Consider the following 19,189-nt stretch of genomic DNA (forward strand, 5'->3'; position numbering starts at 1 on the left):
GATAAAATCGTACACCACGTTAGAAATCGCGCTGTACGGCTAAGTGGGCGAGGCCTTCAAGTGCCATACGGTACGGCGTTTCCGGTAAAAGTTGTAGTGCGCTGATCGCCTTATCCGCCTCTTCTTCGGCGCGTTGGCGCGTATAATCAAGCGAACCGCATTGCTGCATCGCGGCAAGAACCGGTTCCAGCAGGTGACGTCCATTTCCTTCTTCAATCGCATTGCGAATCAGCGTGCTCTGTTCCGCATTGCCATGACGCATGGCGTGCAGCAATGGTAGCGTTGGTTTACCTTCATTAAGGTCATCGCCCGTGTTTTTGCCCAGCGTTTTACCGTCTGCGCTGTAGTCCAGCAGATCGTCAATTAACTGGAATGCGGTGCCTAGGTAGCGACCATAGTCCTGAAGCGCTTTTTCTTGCTCTGGCGTCGCACCGGCAAGGATAGAGGATGACTGCGCTGCCGCTTCAAATAAACGCGCCGTTTTGCTGTAAATGACGCGCATATAGCTTTCTTCCGTGATATCAGGGTCGTTGCAATTCATTAACTGCAAGACTTCACCTTCAGCAATCACGTTTACCGCTTCTGACATCAGAGCCAGCACGCGTAATGATTCAAGGCTGGTCATCATCTGGAAGGCACGGGTATAGATGAAATCTCCAACCAGCACGCTCGCCGCGTTGCCAAAGGCCGCATTCGCTGTCGCTTTACCTCGGCGCATGTCGGATTCGTCTACCACATCATCATGCAGCAGCGTTGCTGTATGGATAAATTCGATCAGGGCGGCGACAGTGACATGCTTATCCCCGTCATAGGCCAGGGCTCTGGCTGCAAGCACAGCAATCATCGGGCGTATCCGTTTTCCGCCACCGCTGATTATGTAATGCCCAAGTTGGTTGATCAAAACGACGTCGGAATTCAGTTGTTCAAGAATGACTTTGTTAACAGCAGCCATATCCTGTGTAGTTAGTTTTGTAATTTGTTCTAGATTCATGGTTTGTGCCAACGTATGTCTTCAACACTGCCGTAAGATTGCTGTTGCATATCGGCAAGACGGAACTTATTAGGCCGATTGTACTTGAAAAATGAGAGAGATAAACGGCAGTTCATACGTTGTATTCTTTTTCTTCACATCCGTTGATTATGCACTTGTCATCCTCAGTATTTTTGCGTAGAATTCGCGCCCTATTATGAATATTTATAGCGCGCTCTGAAACCTATTAACGGGTGCGCGGAAAGCGGAGTTTTATATGTACGCAGTTTTCCAAAGTGGTGGTAAACAACACCGAGTAAGCGAAGGGCAAACCGTTCGCTTGGAAAAGCTGGACATCGCAACTGGTGAAGCCGTTGAGTTTGACCAAGTTCTGATGGTTGCTAATGGTGAAGAGATCAAAATCGGCGTTCCTTACGTTGATGGCGGTAAAATCAAAGCTGAAGTTGTTGCTCATGGTCGTGGCGAGAAAGTGAAGATCGTTAAGTTCCGTCGCCGTAAACACTACCGTAAGCAAGCAGGCCACCGTCAGTGGTTCACTGACGTGAAAATTACCGGCATCAGCGCTTAAGATTAGGAGAGCGGACAAATGGCACACAAGAAAGCTGGCGGTTCAACCCGTAACGGTCGTGATTCTAACGCACAACGTCTGGGCGTAAAACGTTTTGGCGGCGAAAGTGTACTGGCTGGCAACATCATCGTTCGTCAACGTGGTACCAAATTCCACGCAGGAACTAACGTCGGTTGCGGCAAAGATCATACTCTGTTTGCTTTGACTGATGGTAAAGTTCAGTTTGAAGTTAAAGGCCCGAAAAACCGTAAATTTATCAGCATCGTTGCTGAATAATTTTTCGCGTTAGGTCTTACGGATTTGAGCCCCGCAATTCTTTGCGGGGCTTTTTACATTCTGATTCTGAGTAAACCACCTGGATAAGTATGAATACTAAACAGCAGACAGGTATCGGTCTTTGTCTGGCGCTTACCACGGCTGTTTGTTGGGGGGCGTTGCCGATAGCCATGAAACAGGTTCTGGTGGTTATGGAACCTTATACAATTGTTTGGTATCGCTTTCTTATCGCATCGATTGGGCTCGGCATTATTCTGTCATCCCGTAAGAAATTACCGCCAATACGGGTTTTCCGTCATCGACGTTGGTGGGTTTTGCTGCTGATTGCGACGGCGGGGCTGTTAGGCAATTTTGTTTTCTTTAGCTCGTCCCTACAATATCTGAGCCCGACGGCGTCTCAGGTTATTGGGCAACTTTCCCCGGTTGGAATGATGTTCGCCAGCGTACTTATCCTAAAAGAAAAGATGCGTGGTACGCAGATCATTGGGGCGATCATGCTGATCTGTGGCTTGCTCCTGTTCTTTAATACCAGCCTGATTGAGATTTTTACCCGGTTAACGGATTACACGCTGGGCGTACTGTTGGGTGTTTGCGCCTCGGCAGTATGGGTATCCTATGGTGTGGCGCAGAAAGTCCTGTTACGGCGTCTGACATCACAGCAGATTCTGTTTCTGCTGTATGTTCTGTGTGTTGTCTTTATCACGCCTTTTGCTAAGCCTGATGTTATTTTTCAGCTTAGTGGGTGGCAGCTTATCTGCCTGCTATTCTGCGGTGCGAATACATTAATTGGATATGGTGCGCTTGCGGAGGCGATGGCACGTTGGCAGGCATCGCAGGTTAGTGCGGTCATTACGTTAACGCCGCTGTTTACGCTGCTGTTTTCCGATCTGCTGGCGTTAGGGTGGCCGACTTTCTTTGTGGTACCCGTACTGAATTGGGTTGGCTATGTAGGAGCCTTTGTTGTGGTGGCTGGCGCTATGTTTTCCGCTATCGGGCATCGCTTCCTCCCTGGAAAAAAAGAGCCTATGCCATCGTTGATGGCGAAAAAATAGATTAAGAAAGGCGTATTGTGGTAGGCCACTGGTATTTTTTGACAGTCTGTATGCGCTGTTTATTTTTAATACAGATGAAATTATTGGAGCAGGCAGGTACAATCCTGCTCCTTTGCTGGAATGCGTTCTGGTGCGTCAGTTTTTTAATGGTGAGTAGAAATATACTACCTGCCGTAAAATCAAAAAGTTACGCCAAAGAGAACCAATAACAAGCCTAAAACACGTAGATATTCTCTATTGGTTTTTTGCGGAGAGAATCAATGAAGTTTGTAGATGAAGCCACAATTCTTGTTGTGGCGGGCGATGGCGGTAACGGTTGTGTTAGCTTTCGCCGTGAAAAATATATTCCTAACGGTGGCCCAGACGGCGGTGACGGCGGTGATGGCGGTGACGTTTATCTGCTGGCTGACGAAAACCTGAACACGCTGATCGACTATCGTTTTGAAAAATCCTTCCGCGCTGAGCGTGGACAAAACGGACAAAGTCGCGACTGTACCGGTAAACGCGGTAAAGACATTACGATTAAAGTCCCTGTTGGTACCCGTGTTCTGGATCAGGGTACTGGTGAAGTGCTGGGTGATATGACGCGCCATCAGCAGAATCTGATGGTGGCGAAAGGCGGCTGGCACGGTTTAGGTAACACGCGTTTTAAATCGTCCGTCAACCGTGCTCCTCGCCAGAAGACCAGCGGCACGAAGGGCGAAGAACGTGAACTGACTCTGGAGTTGCTGCTGCTGGCTGATGTGGGCATGCTTGGCCTGCCTAATGCAGGTAAGTCGACCTTTATCCGTGCAGTATCAGCAGCTAAGCCGAAAGTGGCGGATTATCCGTTTACCACGCTAGTACCGAGCTTGGGCGTGGTCCGTATGGATAGCGAGCAGAGCTTTGTTGTGGCGGATATTCCTGGGCTGATCGAAGGGGCATCCGACGGTGCCGGGCTGGGGATTCGTTTCCTGAAGCACCTTGAACGTTGCCGCGTACTGCTACATTTGGTTGATCTGGCGCCGATCGATGAGTCAGATCCGGTTGAAAATGCCAAAATCATTATCAACGAGTTAGAGCAGTATGGAGCTGGTTTGGCAGAAAAACCGCGCTGGCTGGTTTTCAACAAGGTTGATTTGATCGACAAGACTGAAGCTGAAAAACGTGCCAAAGAGATTGCGGCCGCGCTTGGTTGGGATGACAAATACTACCTTATTTCTGCGGCAAACCGTGAAGGCGTTACCCCACTTTGCTGGGATGTGATGAGCTTCCTGAAAGCCAATCCGAAAATAGCGGCGATTGCCGAAAGTGCGCCGGAAAAAGTTGAATTCATGTGGGATGATTATCACCGTGAACAACTGGCTGAAGTAGAAAAAGAAGCCGAAGAAGAGTGGGATGATGACTGGGACGATGAAGATGATGAAGGCGTTGAGATTATCTATCAAAAATAATGCGTTCTTCTGCTAGTCAATCCTCGCTTATCGCGGCTTTATCCTATCAGGGTAAGGCCGCGTTGTTATTATTTTAGTTACTCTGATAAATGTCTTTGTAGAGGCGGCTTTCAAATCTCACCAGAGGGACGCGACGTGCGCTCTGATCTTCTGGTGGTACGGCATAGCCGGACAGGAACTGCACGAATGCCATGCGCTGACCGCTTGCAGTGGTAATGAAACCTGCCAGATTGTATACGCCCTGTAAGGCCCCAGTTTTAGCCGAAACCTTGCCATCAACGCCAGCTTCATGCAGGCCGCCACGGTAACGCAATGTGCCGTCATAGCCTGAAAGTGGAAGCATCGTGATGTAATTTAGCTGATTATCGTGCTGTGCGATGTACTGTAATACCTGCATCATCGTTTCCGGCGAAATCAGGTTGTGTCGTGACAGGCCTGAACCGTCAACAACAATACTATTTCCTAAATCTACACCTGCCTTCTGACGAAGAATCTGACGCACGGCATCGGCCCCTGCGCGCCACGTTCCTGGTACGCTAAAGCGTTCATGCCCAATGGTGCGAAAAACCGTATCGGCAATCATGTTGTCGGACTTTTTCAGCATGATAGTGAGAAGATCATGCAGTGGCGCTGATTGTGTCTGGGCAAGCACGCTTCCTGCTGCACTTGGTTGTGTCTGTCGGCGTAAGCTGCCTTTAATGCGGATATCTGCCTGCTGCAGTTCATCTTTAACGATTGCACCGGCGTAGCTGGCTCCATCTTGAATCGCGAACGCCAGCGGAAGTGGTTCGGTGCGCTGAGTCAGGCAGCCAGTGAGCGTAAAGCGATTCAATTCTCCGGGGACCACATCCAGTTCGCAGTATTGCGCATCGGAAGATCCTTTAGCCAGCGTGCGCACTTCGCTGAACATTTGCACCGGATAATAGGAGGCGACGCGAATGAATGCGTTATCACCTGCTTTAGGTGCGCTGTAGAGCGAAACGGAAAAACAGTTGCGATCGACAATGGCGGCACCCGGCGGGGCGCTGAAACACTGTGTCATATCGTTCCATGGCCAGCCCGGCGCTTTGTCGTGACTGGCAAACACAGAAGTATCGATCAACACATCACCTGCGATTTCCTGTATTCCTCGTTTCCTTAATTCCTGCACCATATTTCGTATTTGCTGGCGTTTCAGGGTTGGATCACCGCTAAACCGCACAATCAGGTTACCGTTCAGAATTCCGCTGGAGACAGGGCCGTGGCTTTCCATCGTGGTGATGAATCGATAGTCTGGGCCCAATTGTAGTAATGCAGCTAATGCGGTTATCACCTTTTGTGTACTGGCAGGAAGCGCCATTTGCTGGCTATTGAAGGCCATACTGGGTGTTGTTGCGCCAACTTTTTGTACCAATAACGCCAAATTGGCACCATCAGGTAAATATTGACGATGATCCTCAACAGAAGCTGCATTGGCATGCAGAACAAAAGCGCAGGCAAGTCCGGTAACAATCGATGAAAAACGCATAATCTCAGCTAAGAACGGGGTAACGTGTGGTCATACTACGGCGCAATAAGGTCTAAAGTAAACGATGACCCTCATTGAACTCTGGGGTAAAATACGTATCAAAATGCAAAACCGCTGCTAGCCTGGAAATTTTGTTCCGGGGCTGGTCGCTTTTGTTTTATGTCCAGTAAGGGCTGGCACGTTGCAGAGACTCCGTCGCCTTTGATTTTTAGCGCGTCAGGATGACGATTATTTGAGTCTTACAGACTTTTTTAGAGGTATAGATAATATGAAACAATTTCCGATGACGTTGCGCGGTGCTGAAAAATTGCGCGAAGAACTTGATCACCTGAAATCAGTGCGCCGTCCTGAAATTATAGCGGCGATTGCCGAAGCGCGTGAGCACGGCGATCTGAAAGAAAATGCAGAATATCATGCTGCACGCGAGCAGCAGGGCTTTTGTGAAGGGCGTATTCAAGACATTGAAGCCAAACTGTCCAACGCACAGGTTATTGACGTGACAAAAATGGCCGCGAACAACGGGCGTGTTATTTTTGGCGCTACCGTGACGGTGATGAATCTGGATAACGATGAAGAGCAAACCTACCGAATTGTTGGCGATGACGAAGCGGATTTTAAGCAAAATCTGATTTCTGTTAACTCCCCGATCGCGCGTGGTCTGATTGGCAAAGAACAAGACGATGTGGTGGTCATTCGTACACCGGGCGGCGACGTGGAATACGAAGTCCTGAAGGTCGAATATCTATAAATTTACCATTTTGTTGATTAAAACAGCAAAAATTGTAAAGAAAAGAAAAAGGCCGCTTGCGGCCTTTTCTCTAACCGATAGGCATGGCACCTTTCCGTTAAAACCGAGTATCCTGAAATAAAAAGTGTTATCGTGGTAACACAATTTTACGTTCTTTTGCAGGCCGGTAGAGCACGAGCGTATGGCCGATAACTTGAACGTTAGCGGCACCTGTTTCACGAACAATCGCTTCAACAATCAAGGTTTTGGTTTCACGATCTTCTGTCGCTACTTTTATCTTGATCAGTTCGTGATGCGATAATGCTTGTTCGATCTCAGCCAGAACACCTTCGGTGAGACCGTTATTGCCTAGCATGACAACCGGTTTTAGCGGGTGTGCCAAGCCTTTCAGGTGTTGTTTTTGTTTATTACTTAGATTCATTGTCTTTTTTACTTAGGTTGGGATTGAAAACGGGTCATTCTACCGCCATCTCATGATTATAACCAATTTGACTGTTCTGATTGGTAATATGTGAGAAGTTTCTCCCCACCACGAGCGTGTTACTGAGAATAGTTGGAAAATCGATGGCGAATAAAAAGCGTTCTGCAAGCTCCAGTCGCTGGTTGCAGGAACACTTTAGCGATAAATATGTGCAGCAGGCCCAGAAAAAAGGGCTGCGATCACGTGCTTGGTTTAAACTTGACGAAATACAGCAGGGCGACAAACTGTTTAAACCCGGTATGACGGTTGTGGATTTAGGCGCTGCACCTGGCGGTTGGTCACAATATGTGGTTACGCAAATTGGTGGAAATGGTCGAATTATCGCGTGTGATATTTTACCGATGGATCCGATTGTTGGTGTCGATTTCCTGCAAGGGGACTTTCGTGATGAACTGGTCCTCAAAGCCTTGCTCGAAAGGGTTGGCGATAGCAAAGTTCAGGTGGTGATGTCTGACATGGCCCTAACATGAGTGGTACACCAGCCGTTGATATTCCGAAGTCGATGTATCTGGTTGAATTAGCGCTTGGTATGTGTCGGGATGTATTAGCGCCAGGTGGAAGTTTCCTGGTGAAAGTGTTTCAGGGAGAAGGTTTTGATGAATACCTGCGGGAAATTCGCTCCCTGTTTACGAAGGTAAAAATTCGTAAACCAGACGCCTCACGTGCCCGGTCTCGTGAAGTGTATATTGTAGCGACAGGGCGCAAACTGTAGTACCCTAACGCTGTTTTTTAACACAGTTGTAATATGAGGTTAATCCCTTGAGTGACATGGCGAAAAACCTAATTCTTTGGTTAGTCATCGCAGTTGTGCTGATGTCTGTTTTCCAGAGCTTTGGGCCCAGCGAGTCGAATGGCCGTAGGGTGGATTATTCAACCTTCTTGACTGAAGTGAATCAGGATCAGGTCCGTGAAGCACGTATTAACGGGCGTGAGATCAGTGTTATCAAAAAAGACAGCAACAGATACACGACCTACATTCCAGTCAATGACCCCAAGCTACTGGATAACCTGCTAACGAAGAGTGTGAAAGTCGTTGGTGAGCCACCGGAAGAGCAGAGCCTGCTGGCTTCTATTTTTATTTCCTGGTTCCCTATGCTGTTGCTGATTGGCGTTTGGATCTTCTTCATGCGTCAAATGCAAGGCGGCGGTGGTAAAGGTGCCATGTCCTTCGGCAAGAGCAAAGCGCGTATGTTGACTGAAGATCAGATCAAGACGACGTTTGCTGATGTAGCCGGTTGCGACGAAGCGAAGGAAGAGGTTAGCGAACTGGTCGAGTACCTGCGTGAACCTAGCCGTTTTCAGAAATTGGGCGGTAAAATTCCGAAAGGTATTCTGATGGTCGGCCCGCCGGGAACGGGTAAAACGCTGCTGGCTAAAGCCATTGCCGGCGAAGCGAAAGTGCCTTTCTTTACGATTTCTGGTTCTGACTTCGTTGAAATGTTTGTCGGGGTTGGTGCTTCTCGTGTTCGTGACATGTTCGAACAGGCGAAGAAAGCCGCACCTTGTATCATCTTTATCGATGAAATCGACGCCGTTGGCCGTCAGCGTGGCGCTGGTTTAGGTGGTGGTCACGATGAACGTGAACAAACGCTGAACCAAATGCTGGTTGAGATGGACGGCTTTGAAGGCAACGAAGGTATTATTGTTATTGCGGCGACTAACCGTCCCGATGTTCTTGACCCTGCTTTGCTGCGTCCAGGTCGTTTTGACCGTCAGGTTGTGGTTGGCCTGCCGGATGTTCGCGGTCGTGAACAAATTTTGAAAGTTCATATGCGTCGCGTACCGTTGTCTCCAGATATCGATGCGTCAGTTATCGCGCGTGGTACACCTGGTTTCTCCGGTGCGGATTTGGCTAACCTGGTTAACGAAGCTGCATTGTTCGCCGCTCGTGGCAACAAACGTGTTGTTTCGATGGTCGAGTTTGAGAAAGCTAAAGACAAAATCATGATGGGTGCTGAGCGCCGTTCCATGGTGATGACCGAAGCGCAGAAAGAATCGACGGCGTATCATGAAGCAGGGCACGCTATCGTTGGGTCGCTCGTTCCTGGGTATGATCCGGTGCATAAAGTCACGATCATCCCACGTGGCCGCGCGTTGGGCGTCGCTTTCTTCTTGCCGGTAGGCGATGAAATCAGCGCAAGCCGCCAAAAGCTCGAAAGCCGCATTTCGGTGGCCTACGGTGGACGCCTGGCGGAAGAAATTATCTATGGTTCTGACTACGTTTCTACAGGCGCATCGCAAGATATCAAAATGGCGACCAGCGTTGCACGCAACATGGTGACGCAATGGGGCTTCTCTGAAAAACTCGGCCCTCTGCTTTATGCGGAAGAGGAAGGAGAGGTGTTTCTCGGCCGTTCTGTAGCAAAAGCTAAGCATATGTCCGATGACACTGCACGTATCATCGATCAGGAAGTTAGGCGTTTGGTTGATACGAACTACGAACGCGCTCGCCGCATGTTAATGGAAAATATGGATATCCTCCATGCCATGAAAGATGCGTTGATGAAGTATGAGACGATTGATTCGCCGCAGATCAGTGATTTAATGGCTCGCCGCGAAGTTCGTCCGCCTGCTGGTTGGGAAGAATCAGGTTCAGGTAATAACACGGGTAACGGCGGTGCACCTAAAGCGCCTACGCCAGTGGATGAGCCGCAGACGCCTAATCCAGGTAGCAATTCTGGTAACACAATGTCTGAGCAAGTGGACGACAAATAATTCGTCCGTGATAGGCATTTGTAACATTACGAAACCCCAGCCCAGGCTGGGGTTTTTTACTGGGAATGCTCTTGAATCACATTTCACGCTAACTACACCAGAATGCGGAGGTAAATCATGCAACTGGTCGCCAGAGATTCAACGCTGGATCTTTCCTGCCCACACGTCATGGGTATTCTTAACGTCACGCCGGATTCTTTTTCCGATGGTGGCAAACACAATAAGCTTGATGCGGCACTACTTCATGTCCAGAACATGATGACCGCTGGCGCGACTCTGATCGATATTGGCGGTGAGTCAACGCGTCCCGGGGCGGCTGAGGTCAGTACGGAAGAAGAACTGGAACGTGTCGTGCCTGTGGTTGAAGCCATTGCTAAACGCTTTGACGTATGGATCTCAGTCGATACCTCAAAGCCGGAAGTAATGACAGCGTCAGCGTTGGCGGGCGCACACCTGATTAATGATATTCGTGCTTTGCAAGAGCCGGGTGCTCTGGAGGCAGCGGCGGCAACAGGTTTACCGGTGTGCCTGATGCATATGCAGGGTATGCCGAGAACCATGCAGCACAAGCCGCATTATGATGACCTGCTGCAGGATATCGGAAATTTCTTGCAACAACAGATAGAACGCTGTGTGAACGCCAATATTCCGAAAAGTAAGCTATTGCTGGATCCTGGGTTTGGATTCGGTAAGAATCTTGCTCATAATTATGCGCTTCTGGCTCGTTTGAGCGAGTTGCATCGCTTTGAACTGCCTCTCTTGGTTGGTATGTCGAGGAAATCCATGATTGGACAACTCCTTAATGTGCCGCCTGCGCAGCGTGTTCATGGCAGCGTCGCTTGTGCAGTTATAGCGGCGATGCAAGGAGCACAGATTATTCGCGTTCACGATGTTAAAGAAACGGCTGATGCTATGCGCATTGTTGAGGCTACCCTTTCTGCGAAGGAATAAAAACAAGATGAGTAACCGCAAATATTTTGGTACCGATGGTATACGTGGCAAGGTTGGTGATACGCCGATTACACCTGATTTTGTACTTAAACTGGGCTGGGCTGCTGGGAAAGTACTTGCACGACATGGTTCGCGTAAAATTATTATCGGCAAAGATACCCGCATTTCTGGCTATATGCTGGAATCCGCGCTAGAAGCCGGGCTCGCAGCAGCGGGATTATCGGCTTCTTTTACCGGCCCGATGCCTACGCCTGCTGTTGCTTATCTTACCCGAACATTCCGAGCTGAAGCCGGTATCGTTATTTCTGCTTCTCATAACCCTTATTACGATAACGGTATTAAATTTTTCTCGATTGATGGCACCAAATTGCCGGATGAAGTAGAGGAAGCGATAGAAGCTGAACTGGAAAAGCCACTGACGTGTGTTGAGTCCGCAGAGTTAGGCAAAGCCAGCCGTATTGTTGATGCTGCTGGACGCTACATCGAATTTTGTAAGGGAACTTTCCCGAGTGAACTGAGCCTCAATGGCTTAAAGATTGTTGTCGATTGCGCCAATGGTGCTACCTATCATATCGCCCCAAGCGTATTGCGTGAGCTTGGGGCTAAAGTCATCGCGATTGGCTGTGAACCGGATGGGATGAATATCAATGAAGAATGCGGAGCGACGGACGTTAGGCAGCTACAGGCACGTGTGCTGGCTGAGAAAGCGGATGTTGGGCTGGCATTTGACGGCGATGGCGATCGGCTCATTATGGTCGACCATTTGGGCAATAAGGTCGATGGCGATCAGATTCTGTATATCATCGCCCGTGAAGGTCTACGCCAAGGGCAACTACGCGGCGGCGCAGTAGGTACCCTGATGAGCAACATGGGGCTTGAGGTTGCGTTAAAGCAACTGGGTATCCCGTTTGCTCGTGCTAAGGTGGGGGACCGCTATGTGCTAGAAATGCTGCAGGCAAAAGGGTGGCGCATTGGTGCGGAAAATTCCGGTCATGTAATTCTATTGGATAAAACCACGACGGGAGACGGTGTGATTGCTGGTTTGCAAGTACTTACCGCGATAGTGAAAAACCATATGAGCCTGCATGATCTATGCAGTGGTATGAAGTTATTTCCGCAGATCCTGGTCAATGTACGGTTTACGGGTGAAAACGATCCGCTGGAAGACAACAATGTGCAGCAGATTACGCAGGATGTGGAAAAAGAATTAGCCGGACGTGGGCGAGTATTGTTGCGAAAATCTGGTACTGAGCCACTTATTCGAGTCATGGTTGAGGGCGAACACGAAGAGACGGTGATTGCGTTGGCGAATCGTATTGCAGATGCCGTGAAAGCTGTCGGCTGAACGCTTTTTTGATTCATCAATCAGGTAGATAAGGCTTTTGATATGCATTTGGTGTCGAAAGCCGCTGTTTTTTTCTGCAATCAACTCGTGGCGACCAAATTACCCTTGCGTACTCTACATCCTTTGGTTAGTATTCAGACCCGCTTGATAAGGGATGTGCTCTACATCCAGCTTAGCGGAATGACACGCGGTTTACCGCCAGAATATAGCATCTCCATGAATCATGGGGAAAACGGTTAACGGGTACGACTATGTACGAAGTTCTATTAGTGATTTTCCTGTTAGTATCGATCGGGCTGGTTGCCTTGATCATGCTTCAGCAGGGTAAAGGTGCTGATATGGGAGCCTCGTTCGGAGCAGGTGCTTCTGCCACTTTGTTCGGTTCGAGCGGCTCTGGTAATTTCATGACCCGCATGACGGCGATACTGGCGACCCTGTTCTTCATTATCAGTCTCATTCTGGGGAACTTAAGTTCGCTGCAGAAGAGAGGCGGTACATGGGATAACCTGAGCCAGCCAGAAAAAGCGGAACAGACAACAGCGCCTGTTACGCCTTCAGCGCCGGCGAGTGACATTCCGAAGTAAGCGTATTAAAGCAGTAATTGTGATGCCGTGGTGGTGGAATTGGTAGACACGCTACCTTGAGGTGGTAGTGCCCGATTGGGCTTACGGGTTCAAGTCCCGTCCTCGGTACCAACATAAAAAATAGACGCTAATAAGCGTCTATTTTTTTGTCTCTAATTTATCGCATTAGCCTTACAGGTGCACCAGTTACTTGCCAATGTGTTTGCTGTCTAATCAGTCGATAAAGGCTTGAGGCGCGTTTTCTATTCTCTCAATAATATACTTCACTATCTTATACTGTCCTTTTTTCATGGTATCCAGCAGTCGGTGGAGCACCGGATGAGATAGATTTATCTATGCTTTTAGTTCGTTAGGGTACTACTGTGGCTGGTTACGCATGTCAGTCGAACTTAGTCTATTGTCATTGAGGTAAGGCTTGGTGCCTCTGATGCAGCGAGTGAGTCATCAAAGCGTCTGCACTCAGGTGTGGAGTGTAAAATGTGACGTGAGGGATAGCCTCGCACGTTGGCCCAACACTCGGGAGGTCAACGTTATTGCTTCTCTGAACGATGACCGTAGGTATCTGCTCCTGTCGTTCAAATCGAGTAAATCTGCTAGGTTGCTATCCTTTCCATCACGAAATAAATATAAAAAACTTTGAGGAAATAATATAACTATTCTGTAATATTTATTGGATGGTGTGAATATATAAATTTTTATGATGTAGAATTATGCGTTACTTTTCATGAGTTTTACAATTCATTGCGCTAAATATTTATTAATGATAATTGATTTCTAATTTATCTCATGTGTTTTGTTTTTACTTAAATAATTATGGTTAATAATATTTTATGTCGATAGTATAATAATTTAATCTGAAGTTATTTTGCTTTAACTAAATGAAATTATTGTGTAATTTAATTTGTTGTTGAGTTTTTGCAACACAGGGAATGGAATCCATTTTTCATTTATGGTTTATTTTTTTTTGGGGGGGGATGCGGCGTGCTAATTTTTTTATTATAAAATGGGTTTCTTATAGGTGTGGCAGTGTTTTTTGTTAAATTGTAATAAATAAATTTGAGAGTGTGATTTTTTGAAGTGCTGTATAAGAAATATTGATGTTGGCGTGATTATTGTGATTATTGTGATTATTGTGATTGATGTTATTGTTAGAAAAAGAATGAAGATAAATTTCATTTAGTTATTATTTTATTTAAACATTCCTACAATGCCATCTCTTCCGCACCTCCTTGGCATCTGATCCTTTCTGCGACAGTTTGCCTACTTTACGACTAGGGTGACGGAACACGATCGGTTTGGAATCCCTGGTGCTGTGATTGACGCTCCAAACGAGCGGTTGTTATTGACAAATGGGCCTATTCCACGTATAAACATCGCCTTCGAACCAGTCCTATGGATGACTTGCATTTTTGCGGTTGTCAGCGTAGTATTTGCCACGTTTTCGGACGCGGGGTGGAGCAGCTTGGTAGCTCGTCGGGCTCATAACCCGAAGGTCGTCGGTTCAAATCCGGCCCCCGCAACCACTTACTTCCAGTAAAGTGTTTTTTCAAATACGTTCTTCACTCAATTTCTATCTCTTTTTGCAGTGATTTTTGAAAAAATCCTTTACCGAAGTTATGCCGCGTTGGTTCGCGGTATTAGGGTCCAGTTGCATAAAGCCCCGATTTTTCGGGGTTTTTTGTTATTTGGCAACAAACAACTGGGCTATTAGGCCCTTTTTTTATGTCTTGGGGGTGGACTTGTCCACATTAGAGCAAAAATTAACAGAGATGATTTCAGCGCCCGTGGCCGCATTAGGCTACGAATTAGTTGGGATTGAGTTCATCCGTAGCCGCCAATCGACGCTGCGTATCTATATTGATAGTGAAGATGGGATCACTGTTGATGATTGTGCTGATGTCAGCCACCAGGTCAGTGCGGTATTGGACGTAGAAGACCCAATCACTGTCGCTTATAACCTGGAAGTTTCGTCTCCAGGGCTCGAACGTCCCTTATTCACAGCAGAACACTATCTGCATTTCATCGGTGAAGAGGTGACAGTGGTGCTGCGTATGGCAGTCCAGAATCGCCGTAAATGGTTGGGTGTGATCAACGCTGTTGACGGCGAAATGATCACCATAACAGTGGAAGGCAAAGATGAAGTATTCGCGCTGAGCAACATTCAGAAAGCGAATCTTGTACCCCACTTTTAAAGTTTGGATGAGGCAACTAGGATGAACAAAGAGATTCTGGCTGTTGTTGAAGCAGTTTCCAATGAGAAATCCCTTCCGCGCGAGAAGATTTTTGAGGCGTTGGAAACCGCACTGGCGACAGCAACCAAGAAAAAATACGAGCAGGAAATTGATGTTCGCGTCAGTATCGATCGTAAAACCGGCGATTTTGATACCTTTCGTCGTTGGTTGGTGGTGAATGAAGTCACTCTGCCAACTCGTGAAATTACGCTTGATGCCGCGCAGTTTGAAGATCCTTCTCTTGATGTTGGCGGTTATGTTGAAGATCAAATCGAATCCGTAACCTTTGACCGTATTACTACGCAAACGGCAAAACAGGTTATCGTACAGAAAGTTCGTGAAGCTGAACGTGCGATGGTTGTCGATCAGTTCCGTGAGCAAGAAGGCGAAATTATCACCGGTGTCGTGAAGAAGGTGAACCGTGATAATATTTCACTTGAAGTCAGACCGATTGATGGTTCCAACACCGGTGCAGAAGCCGTCATTGGCCGTGAAGACATGCTGCCTCGTGAAAATTTCCGCCCTGGCGACCGTATTCGTGGCGTGCTGTACTCTGTTCGTCCAGAAGCTCGCGGTGCTCAACTGTTTGTCAGCCGTTCCCGTCCGGAAATGCTGGTTGAACTCTTCCGCATTGAAGTGCCAGAAATCGGTGAAGAAATTATCGAAATTAAGGCAGCGGCCCGCGATCCGGGTTCACGTGCGAAAATTGCAGTGAAGACGAATGACAAGCGTATCGATCCTGTTGGTGCTTGTGTTGGTATGCGTGGTGCACGTGTACAGGCCGTCTCCAGTGAACTGGGCGGCGAGCGTATTGATATCATTCTGTGGGATGACAATCCTGCACAGTTTGTGATCAATGCCATGGCACCTGCCGATGTGGTATCGATCGTCGTTGATGAAGATACCTGCACGATGGATATCGCCGTTGAGTCGAGTAATCTGGCTCAGGCGATTGGTCGCAACGGGCAGAACGTCCGTCTGGCTTCCCAACTGTTGAAACAGCATCGTTCTGACGATCGTTGGGAACTGAACGTGATGACAGTGGAAGATCTTCAAGCCAAGCATCAGGCCGAAGCACATGCTGCAATCGACGTCTTTACCAAGCACCTTGATATTGATGAAGAATTTGCCACTGTGCTGGTTGAAGAAGGTTTCTCCTCACTTGAAGAATTGGCCTACGTACCAATCAAGGAACTGTTGGCTATCGAAGGCTTCGATGAAGAAACCGTTGAAGCATTGCGTGAGCGTGCTAAAGCTGCATTAACAACGCTGGCACTGGCGCATGAAGAAAGCCTTGGTGACGGTCAACCTGCTGAAGACTTGCTTAGCTTGCCTGGGCTGTCGCGCGAGTTGGCGTTCAAGCTTGCTGCGATCGGTGTTTGTACGCTGGAAGATCTTGCTGAACAGGGCGTTGACGACCTGACAGATATTGAAGAGCTCAATGATGAGCAAGCGGGCGAATTGATTATGGCCGCACGTAATATCTGTTGGTTTGGCGACGACAACGAATAACGAACTGTAGCAGGAAAGGAACAGCATGACAGATGTAACCGTAAAATCGCTGGCCGCAGAGATTCAAACTCCGGTGGACCGCCTGGTACAGCAGTTTGCTGATGCGGGAATGACCAAGTCTGAATCGGACTCTGTGACCCAGCATGAAAAAGAAACGTTATTAGCGCATCTGAACCGCGATCGCGGTAATGCGCCGAGTAAATTAACGCTGCAGCGCAAAACACGTAGCACGTTAAATGTCCCTAGCACCGGTGGTAAAAGTAAGTCGGTGCAGATCGAAGTCCGCAAGACACGCACTTATGTAAAACGCGATCCGATTGATGCCCAACGGGCTGAAGAGGAAGAGCAGGCACGGCGTGAAGCGGAAGAACAGGCACAACGTGCCGCTGAAGAGCAGGCTAAACGCGAGGCCGATCTGCGCGAAACTGCTGAGAAAGCGAAGCGTGCTGCCGACGAGCAAGCCAAACGTGAAGCCGCTGAAAAAGCTAAGCGTGATGTAGCGGAAAAAGAAAAAGTGACGAACCAACAAAACGAAAATATGACCAAGCCAGCTCAGTCTGAGAAAGCGAAACGTGAAGCGGAAGCTGCCGAACTTAAACGTAAAGCAGAAGAAACTGCGCGTCTTAAAGTTGAAGAAGAAGCGCGTCGTATTGCTGAAGAAGCTCGCCGTATGGCTGAAGAAAACGCCGGACGCTGGGAAGCGGAAAGTGCGACTAAACCTGAAGAATCTGCCGATTATCACGTGACAACGTCTCATCATGCCCGTGAAGCAGAAGATGAAAACGACCGTCAGGTTGAGGGTGAACGCCGTACCCGTACCCGCGCCGCTAAAGTCACCAAGCAGAAGAAAGGCAATCGCCAGTCTGAGTCCAAAGCTGACCGTGAAGAAGCGCGTGCCGTTACCCGTGGCGGTAAAGGCAAGCGTAAGCCAAGTTCACTGCAACAGAGCTTCAATAAACCTGCTCAGGCGGTGAACCGTGATGTTGTGATCGGTGAAACCGTTACCGTTGCTGAACTGGCTAACAAAATGGCAGTTAAAGGCTCTCAGGTCATCAAAACGATGATGAAGCTGGGTGCGATGGCAACCATCAACCAGGTCATCGATCAGGAAACTGCACAACTCGTCGCGGAAGAGATGGGCCATAAGGTCATCCTGCGTCGTGAGAACGAACTGGAAGAAGCAGTAATGAGCGACCGTGATATGGGTGTCGCAGCGGAATCTCGTGCGCCGGTCGTGACCATCATGGGCCACGTTGACCACGGTAAAACCTCTCTGCTTGACTATATCCGTTCAACCAAGGTAGCAGCAGGTGAGGCGGGTGGTATTACCCAGCACATCGGTGCTTACCACGTTGAAACTGACAACGGTATGATTACGTTCCTGGATACACCGGGACACGCCGCGTTTACCGCAATGCGTGCTCGTGGTGCTCAGGCTACGGATATCGTGGTACTGGTTGTGGCGGCGGACGATGGCGTGATGCCTCAGACAATTGAAGCTATCCAGCATGCGAAAGCGGCTCAGGTTCCGGTTGTTGTCGCAGTAAACAAAATCGATAAGCCAGACGCCGATCCGGACCGTGTGAAAACCGAACTGTCTCAGTACGGTATCATGCCGGAAGAGTGGGGCGGTGAATCTCAGTTTGTCCACGTGTCTGCTAAAGCCGGTACGGGTATCGATGAACTGCTGGATGCGATTCTGTTGCAAGCCGAAGTTCTGGAGCTAAAAGCGGTTCGCAGCGGCATGGCAAACGGCGTAGTGATCGAATCCTTCCTGGATAAAGGTCGTGGCCCGGTTGCAACCGTACTGGTACGTGAAGGTACGCTGAATAAAGGCGACATCGTTCTGTGCGGCTTTGAATATGGCCGTGTTCGTGCGATGCGTGATGAGTTAGGCCGTGAAATTACGTTCGCAGGTCCTTCTATTCCGGTAGAAATTCTCGGTATGTCTGGTGTGCCTGCCGCAGGTGATGAAGCTACGGTGGTTCGTGACGAGAAGAAAGCGCGTGAAGTTGCCTTGTATCGTCAGGGTAAATTCCGTGAAGTTAAACTGGCTCGTCAGCAGAAATCTAAACTGGAAAACATGTTTGCCAACATGACAGAAGGTGAAGTTTCTGAACTGAACATCGTTCTGAAATCTGACGTACAGGGTTCTTGTGAAGCGATTTCCGATTCACTGCAGAAACTGTCTACTGATGAAGTGAAAGTGAAGATCGTCGGTTCCGGTGTGGGCGGTATCACGGAAACTGACGCTACGCTGGCAGCCGCATCGAATGCGATTATCCTTGGCTTTAACGTTCGTGCCGATGCATCAGCACGCCGTGTCGTTGAAGCGGAAAGCTTGGATCTACGTTATTACTCCGTCATCTATGATTTGATCGACGAAGTGAAACAGGCGATGAGCGGTATGCTGGCGCCGGAATATAAGCAAGAGATCATCGGCTTGGCCGAAGTGCGTGACGTCTTTAAATCACCGAAATTTGGCGCTATTGCTGGCTGTATGGTGACGGAAGGTATCGTTAAGCGTCACAACAAGATCCGTGTATTGCGTGACAACGTGGTGATCTACGAAGGCGAGCTGGAATCTCTGCGCCGCTTCAAAGATGACGTTAACGAAGTCCGTAACGGCATGGAATGTGGTATCGGCGTGAAGAACTACAACGACGTTCGCCCTGGCGATATGATCGAAGTCTTTGAAACGATTGAGATCAAACGTACGATCGCGTAATCCGTTTTCAGCGACGACGTAAGTGATTTGTAAGGGGGGGCCTAGTGCCCCCCGATTTTTACTGGAG

15 protein-coding genes, 2 tRNA genes and 1 pseudogene are annotated in these 19,189 nt (G+C 48.5%); 15 read left to right on the plus strand and 3 right to left on the minus strand.

Annotation, left to right across the window (positions count from 1 at the left end; genetic code table 11):
* Positions 1 to 19 precede the first annotated feature (19 nt).
* Positions 20 to 991, minus strand: a complete 972-nt coding sequence (ispB, locus tag A7983_RS11455) for an octaprenyl diphosphate synthase (protein WP_005971494.1) — start codon at positions 989 to 991, stop codon at positions 20 to 22.
* A 256-nt stretch (positions 992 to 1,247) separates the two neighbouring features.
* On the opposite strand from ispB, the gene rplU reads away from it, so the two are divergent.
* The 4 genes from rplU (at position 1,248) to cgtA (ending at position 4,320) form a co-directional block, all read left to right on the plus strand.
* A complete protein-coding gene (gene rplU, locus A7983_RS11460) occupies positions 1,248 to 1,559 on the plus strand; it encodes a 50S ribosomal protein L21 (RefSeq protein WP_005971496.1) in 312 nt (103 codons plus the stop codon).
* Positions 1,560 to 1,577: 18 nt separating this feature from the next.
* Positions 1,578 to 1,835, plus strand: coding sequence for a 50S ribosomal protein L27 (gene rpmA / locus A7983_RS11465; protein ID WP_005971498.1), 258 nt, complete (start codon positions 1,578 to 1,580; stop codon positions 1,833 to 1,835).
* A gap of 89 nt (positions 1,836 to 1,924) precedes the next feature.
* Entirely contained in the window at positions 1,925 to 2,887 is a 963-nt protein-coding gene (locus A7983_RS11470; RefSeq protein ID WP_005971500.1) for a DMT family transporter, read from the plus strand.
* Positions 2,888 to 3,147: 260 nt separating this feature from the next.
* The gene (gene cgtA, locus A7983_RS11475; protein ID WP_005971502.1) at positions 3,148 to 4,320 is read left to right on the plus strand and encodes an Obg family GTPase CgtA; all 1,173 of its coding nucleotides are present in this window, start codon (positions 3,148 to 3,150) and stop codon (positions 4,318 to 4,320) included.
* A 73-nt stretch (positions 4,321 to 4,393) separates the two neighbouring features.
* Here the strand turns inward: cgtA and dacB are convergent, their stop codons facing one another.
* Entirely contained in the window at positions 4,394 to 5,827 is a 1,434-nt protein-coding gene (gene dacB / locus A7983_RS11480) for a serine-type D-Ala-D-Ala carboxypeptidase (protein ID WP_005971504.1), read from the minus strand.
* Between the two features lie 268 nt (positions 5,828 to 6,095).
* Between dacB and greA the strand changes: the two genes are divergently transcribed.
* A complete protein-coding gene (gene greA / locus A7983_RS11485) occupies positions 6,096 to 6,575 on the plus strand; it encodes a transcription elongation factor GreA (protein ID WP_005971506.1) in 480 nt (159 codons plus the stop codon).
* A 127-nt stretch (positions 6,576 to 6,702) separates the two neighbouring features.
* On the opposite strand, the gene yhbY is transcribed toward greA, so the two are convergent.
* Positions 6,703 to 6,996 carry a ribosome assembly RNA-binding protein YhbY gene (yhbY, locus tag A7983_RS11490; RefSeq protein WP_005971508.1) on the minus strand — a complete coding sequence of 98 codons (294 nt, stop codon included), beginning with the start codon at positions 6,994 to 6,996 and terminating at the stop codon, positions 6,703 to 6,705.
* Positions 6,997 to 7,139: 143 nt separating this feature from the next.
* On the opposite strand from yhbY, the pseudogene rlmE reads away from it, so the two are divergent.
* The 10 genes and pseudogenes from rlmE (at position 7,140) to infB (ending at position 19,122) form a co-directional block, all read left to right on the plus strand.
* Positions 7,140 to 7,768, plus strand: a pseudogene (gene rlmE, locus A7983_RS11495) (23S rRNA (uridine(2552)-2'-O)-methyltransferase RlmE).
* Positions 7,769 to 7,815: 47 nt separating this feature from the next.
* Positions 7,816 to 9,771 carry an ATP-dependent zinc metalloprotease FtsH gene (gene ftsH, locus A7983_RS11500; protein ID WP_005971512.1) on the plus strand — a complete coding sequence of 652 codons (1,956 nt, stop codon included), beginning with the start codon at positions 7,816 to 7,818 and terminating at the stop codon, positions 9,769 to 9,771.
* A gap of 117 nt (positions 9,772 to 9,888) precedes the next feature.
* A complete protein-coding gene (folP, locus tag A7983_RS11505; protein ID WP_005971514.1) occupies positions 9,889 to 10,722 on the plus strand; it encodes a dihydropteroate synthase in 834 nt (277 codons plus the stop codon).
* A gap of 7 nt (positions 10,723 to 10,729) precedes the next feature.
* Positions 10,730 to 12,067, plus strand: a complete 1,338-nt coding sequence (gene glmM / locus A7983_RS11510; RefSeq protein WP_005971516.1) for a phosphoglucosamine mutase — start codon at positions 10,730 to 10,732, stop codon at positions 12,065 to 12,067.
* Positions 12,068 to 12,318: 251 nt separating this feature from the next.
* The gene (gene secG / locus A7983_RS11515; protein WP_005971520.1) at positions 12,319 to 12,651 is read left to right on the plus strand and encodes a preprotein translocase subunit SecG; all 333 of its coding nucleotides are present in this window, start codon (positions 12,319 to 12,321) and stop codon (positions 12,649 to 12,651) included.
* Between the two features lie 24 nt (positions 12,652 to 12,675).
* Positions 12,676 to 12,762 (plus strand) — tRNA-Leu (locus A7983_RS11520).
* A 1,335-nt stretch (positions 12,763 to 14,097) separates the two neighbouring features.
* Positions 14,098 to 14,174 (plus strand) — tRNA-Met (locus A7983_RS11525).
* Positions 14,175 to 14,390: 216 nt separating this feature from the next.
* On the plus strand, positions 14,391 to 14,843 hold the full coding sequence (gene rimP, locus A7983_RS11530) for a ribosome maturation factor RimP (RefSeq protein ID WP_025919808.1): 453 nt from the start codon (positions 14,391 to 14,393) through the stop codon (positions 14,841 to 14,843).
* A 21-nt stretch (positions 14,844 to 14,864) separates the two neighbouring features.
* A complete protein-coding gene (nusA, locus tag A7983_RS11535; RefSeq protein WP_005971524.1) occupies positions 14,865 to 16,394 on the plus strand; it encodes a transcription termination factor NusA in 1,530 nt (509 codons plus the stop codon).
* Between the two features lie 25 nt (positions 16,395 to 16,419).
* Positions 16,420 to 19,122 carry a translation initiation factor IF-2 gene (gene infB, locus A7983_RS11540; protein ID WP_005971527.1) on the plus strand — a complete coding sequence of 901 codons (2,703 nt, stop codon included), beginning with the start codon at positions 16,420 to 16,422 and terminating at the stop codon, positions 19,120 to 19,122.
* Positions 19,123 to 19,189: the final 67 nt, after the last annotated feature.

The organism is Pectobacterium wasabiae CFBP 3304 (assembly GCF_001742185.1).
In the GTDB taxonomy this organism is placed as follows: domain Bacteria; phylum Pseudomonadota; class Gammaproteobacteria; order Enterobacterales; family Enterobacteriaceae; genus Pectobacterium; species Pectobacterium wasabiae.

Coding starts and splice junctions, on each gene's coding strand:
- ispB (WP_005971494.1), bottom strand. CDS start 991: ATGAATCTAGAACAAATTACAAAACTAACTACACAGGATATGGCTGCT.
- rplU (WP_005971496.1), top strand. CDS start 1,248: ATGTACGCAGTTTTCCAAAGTGGTGGTAAACAACACCGAGTAAGCGAA.
- rpmA (WP_005971498.1), top strand. CDS start 1,578: ATGGCACACAAGAAAGCTGGCGGTTCAACCCGTAACGGTCGTGATTCT.
- A7983_RS11470 (WP_005971500.1), top strand. CDS start 1,925: ATGAATACTAAACAGCAGACAGGTATCGGTCTTTGTCTGGCGCTTACC.
- cgtA (WP_005971502.1), top strand. CDS start 3,148: ATGAAGTTTGTAGATGAAGCCACAATTCTTGTTGTGGCGGGCGATGGC.
- dacB (WP_005971504.1), bottom strand. CDS start 5,827: ATGCGTTTTTCATCGATTGTTACCGGACTTGCCTGCGCTTTTGTTCTG.
- greA (WP_005971506.1), top strand. CDS start 6,096: ATGAAACAATTTCCGATGACGTTGCGCGGTGCTGAAAAATTGCGCGAA.
- yhbY (WP_005971508.1), bottom strand. CDS start 6,996: ATGAATCTAAGTAATAAACAAAAACAACACCTGAAAGGCTTGGCACAC.
- folP (WP_005971514.1), top strand. CDS start 9,889: ATGCAACTGGTCGCCAGAGATTCAACGCTGGATCTTTCCTGCCCACAC.
- glmM (WP_005971516.1), top strand. CDS start 10,730: ATGAGTAACCGCAAATATTTTGGTACCGATGGTATACGTGGCAAGGTT.
- secG (WP_005971520.1), top strand. CDS start 12,319: ATGTACGAAGTTCTATTAGTGATTTTCCTGTTAGTATCGATCGGGCTG.
- nusA (WP_005971524.1), top strand. CDS start 14,865: ATGAACAAAGAGATTCTGGCTGTTGTTGAAGCAGTTTCCAATGAGAAA.
- infB (WP_005971527.1), top strand. CDS start 16,420: ATGACAGATGTAACCGTAAAATCGCTGGCCGCAGAGATTCAAACTCCG.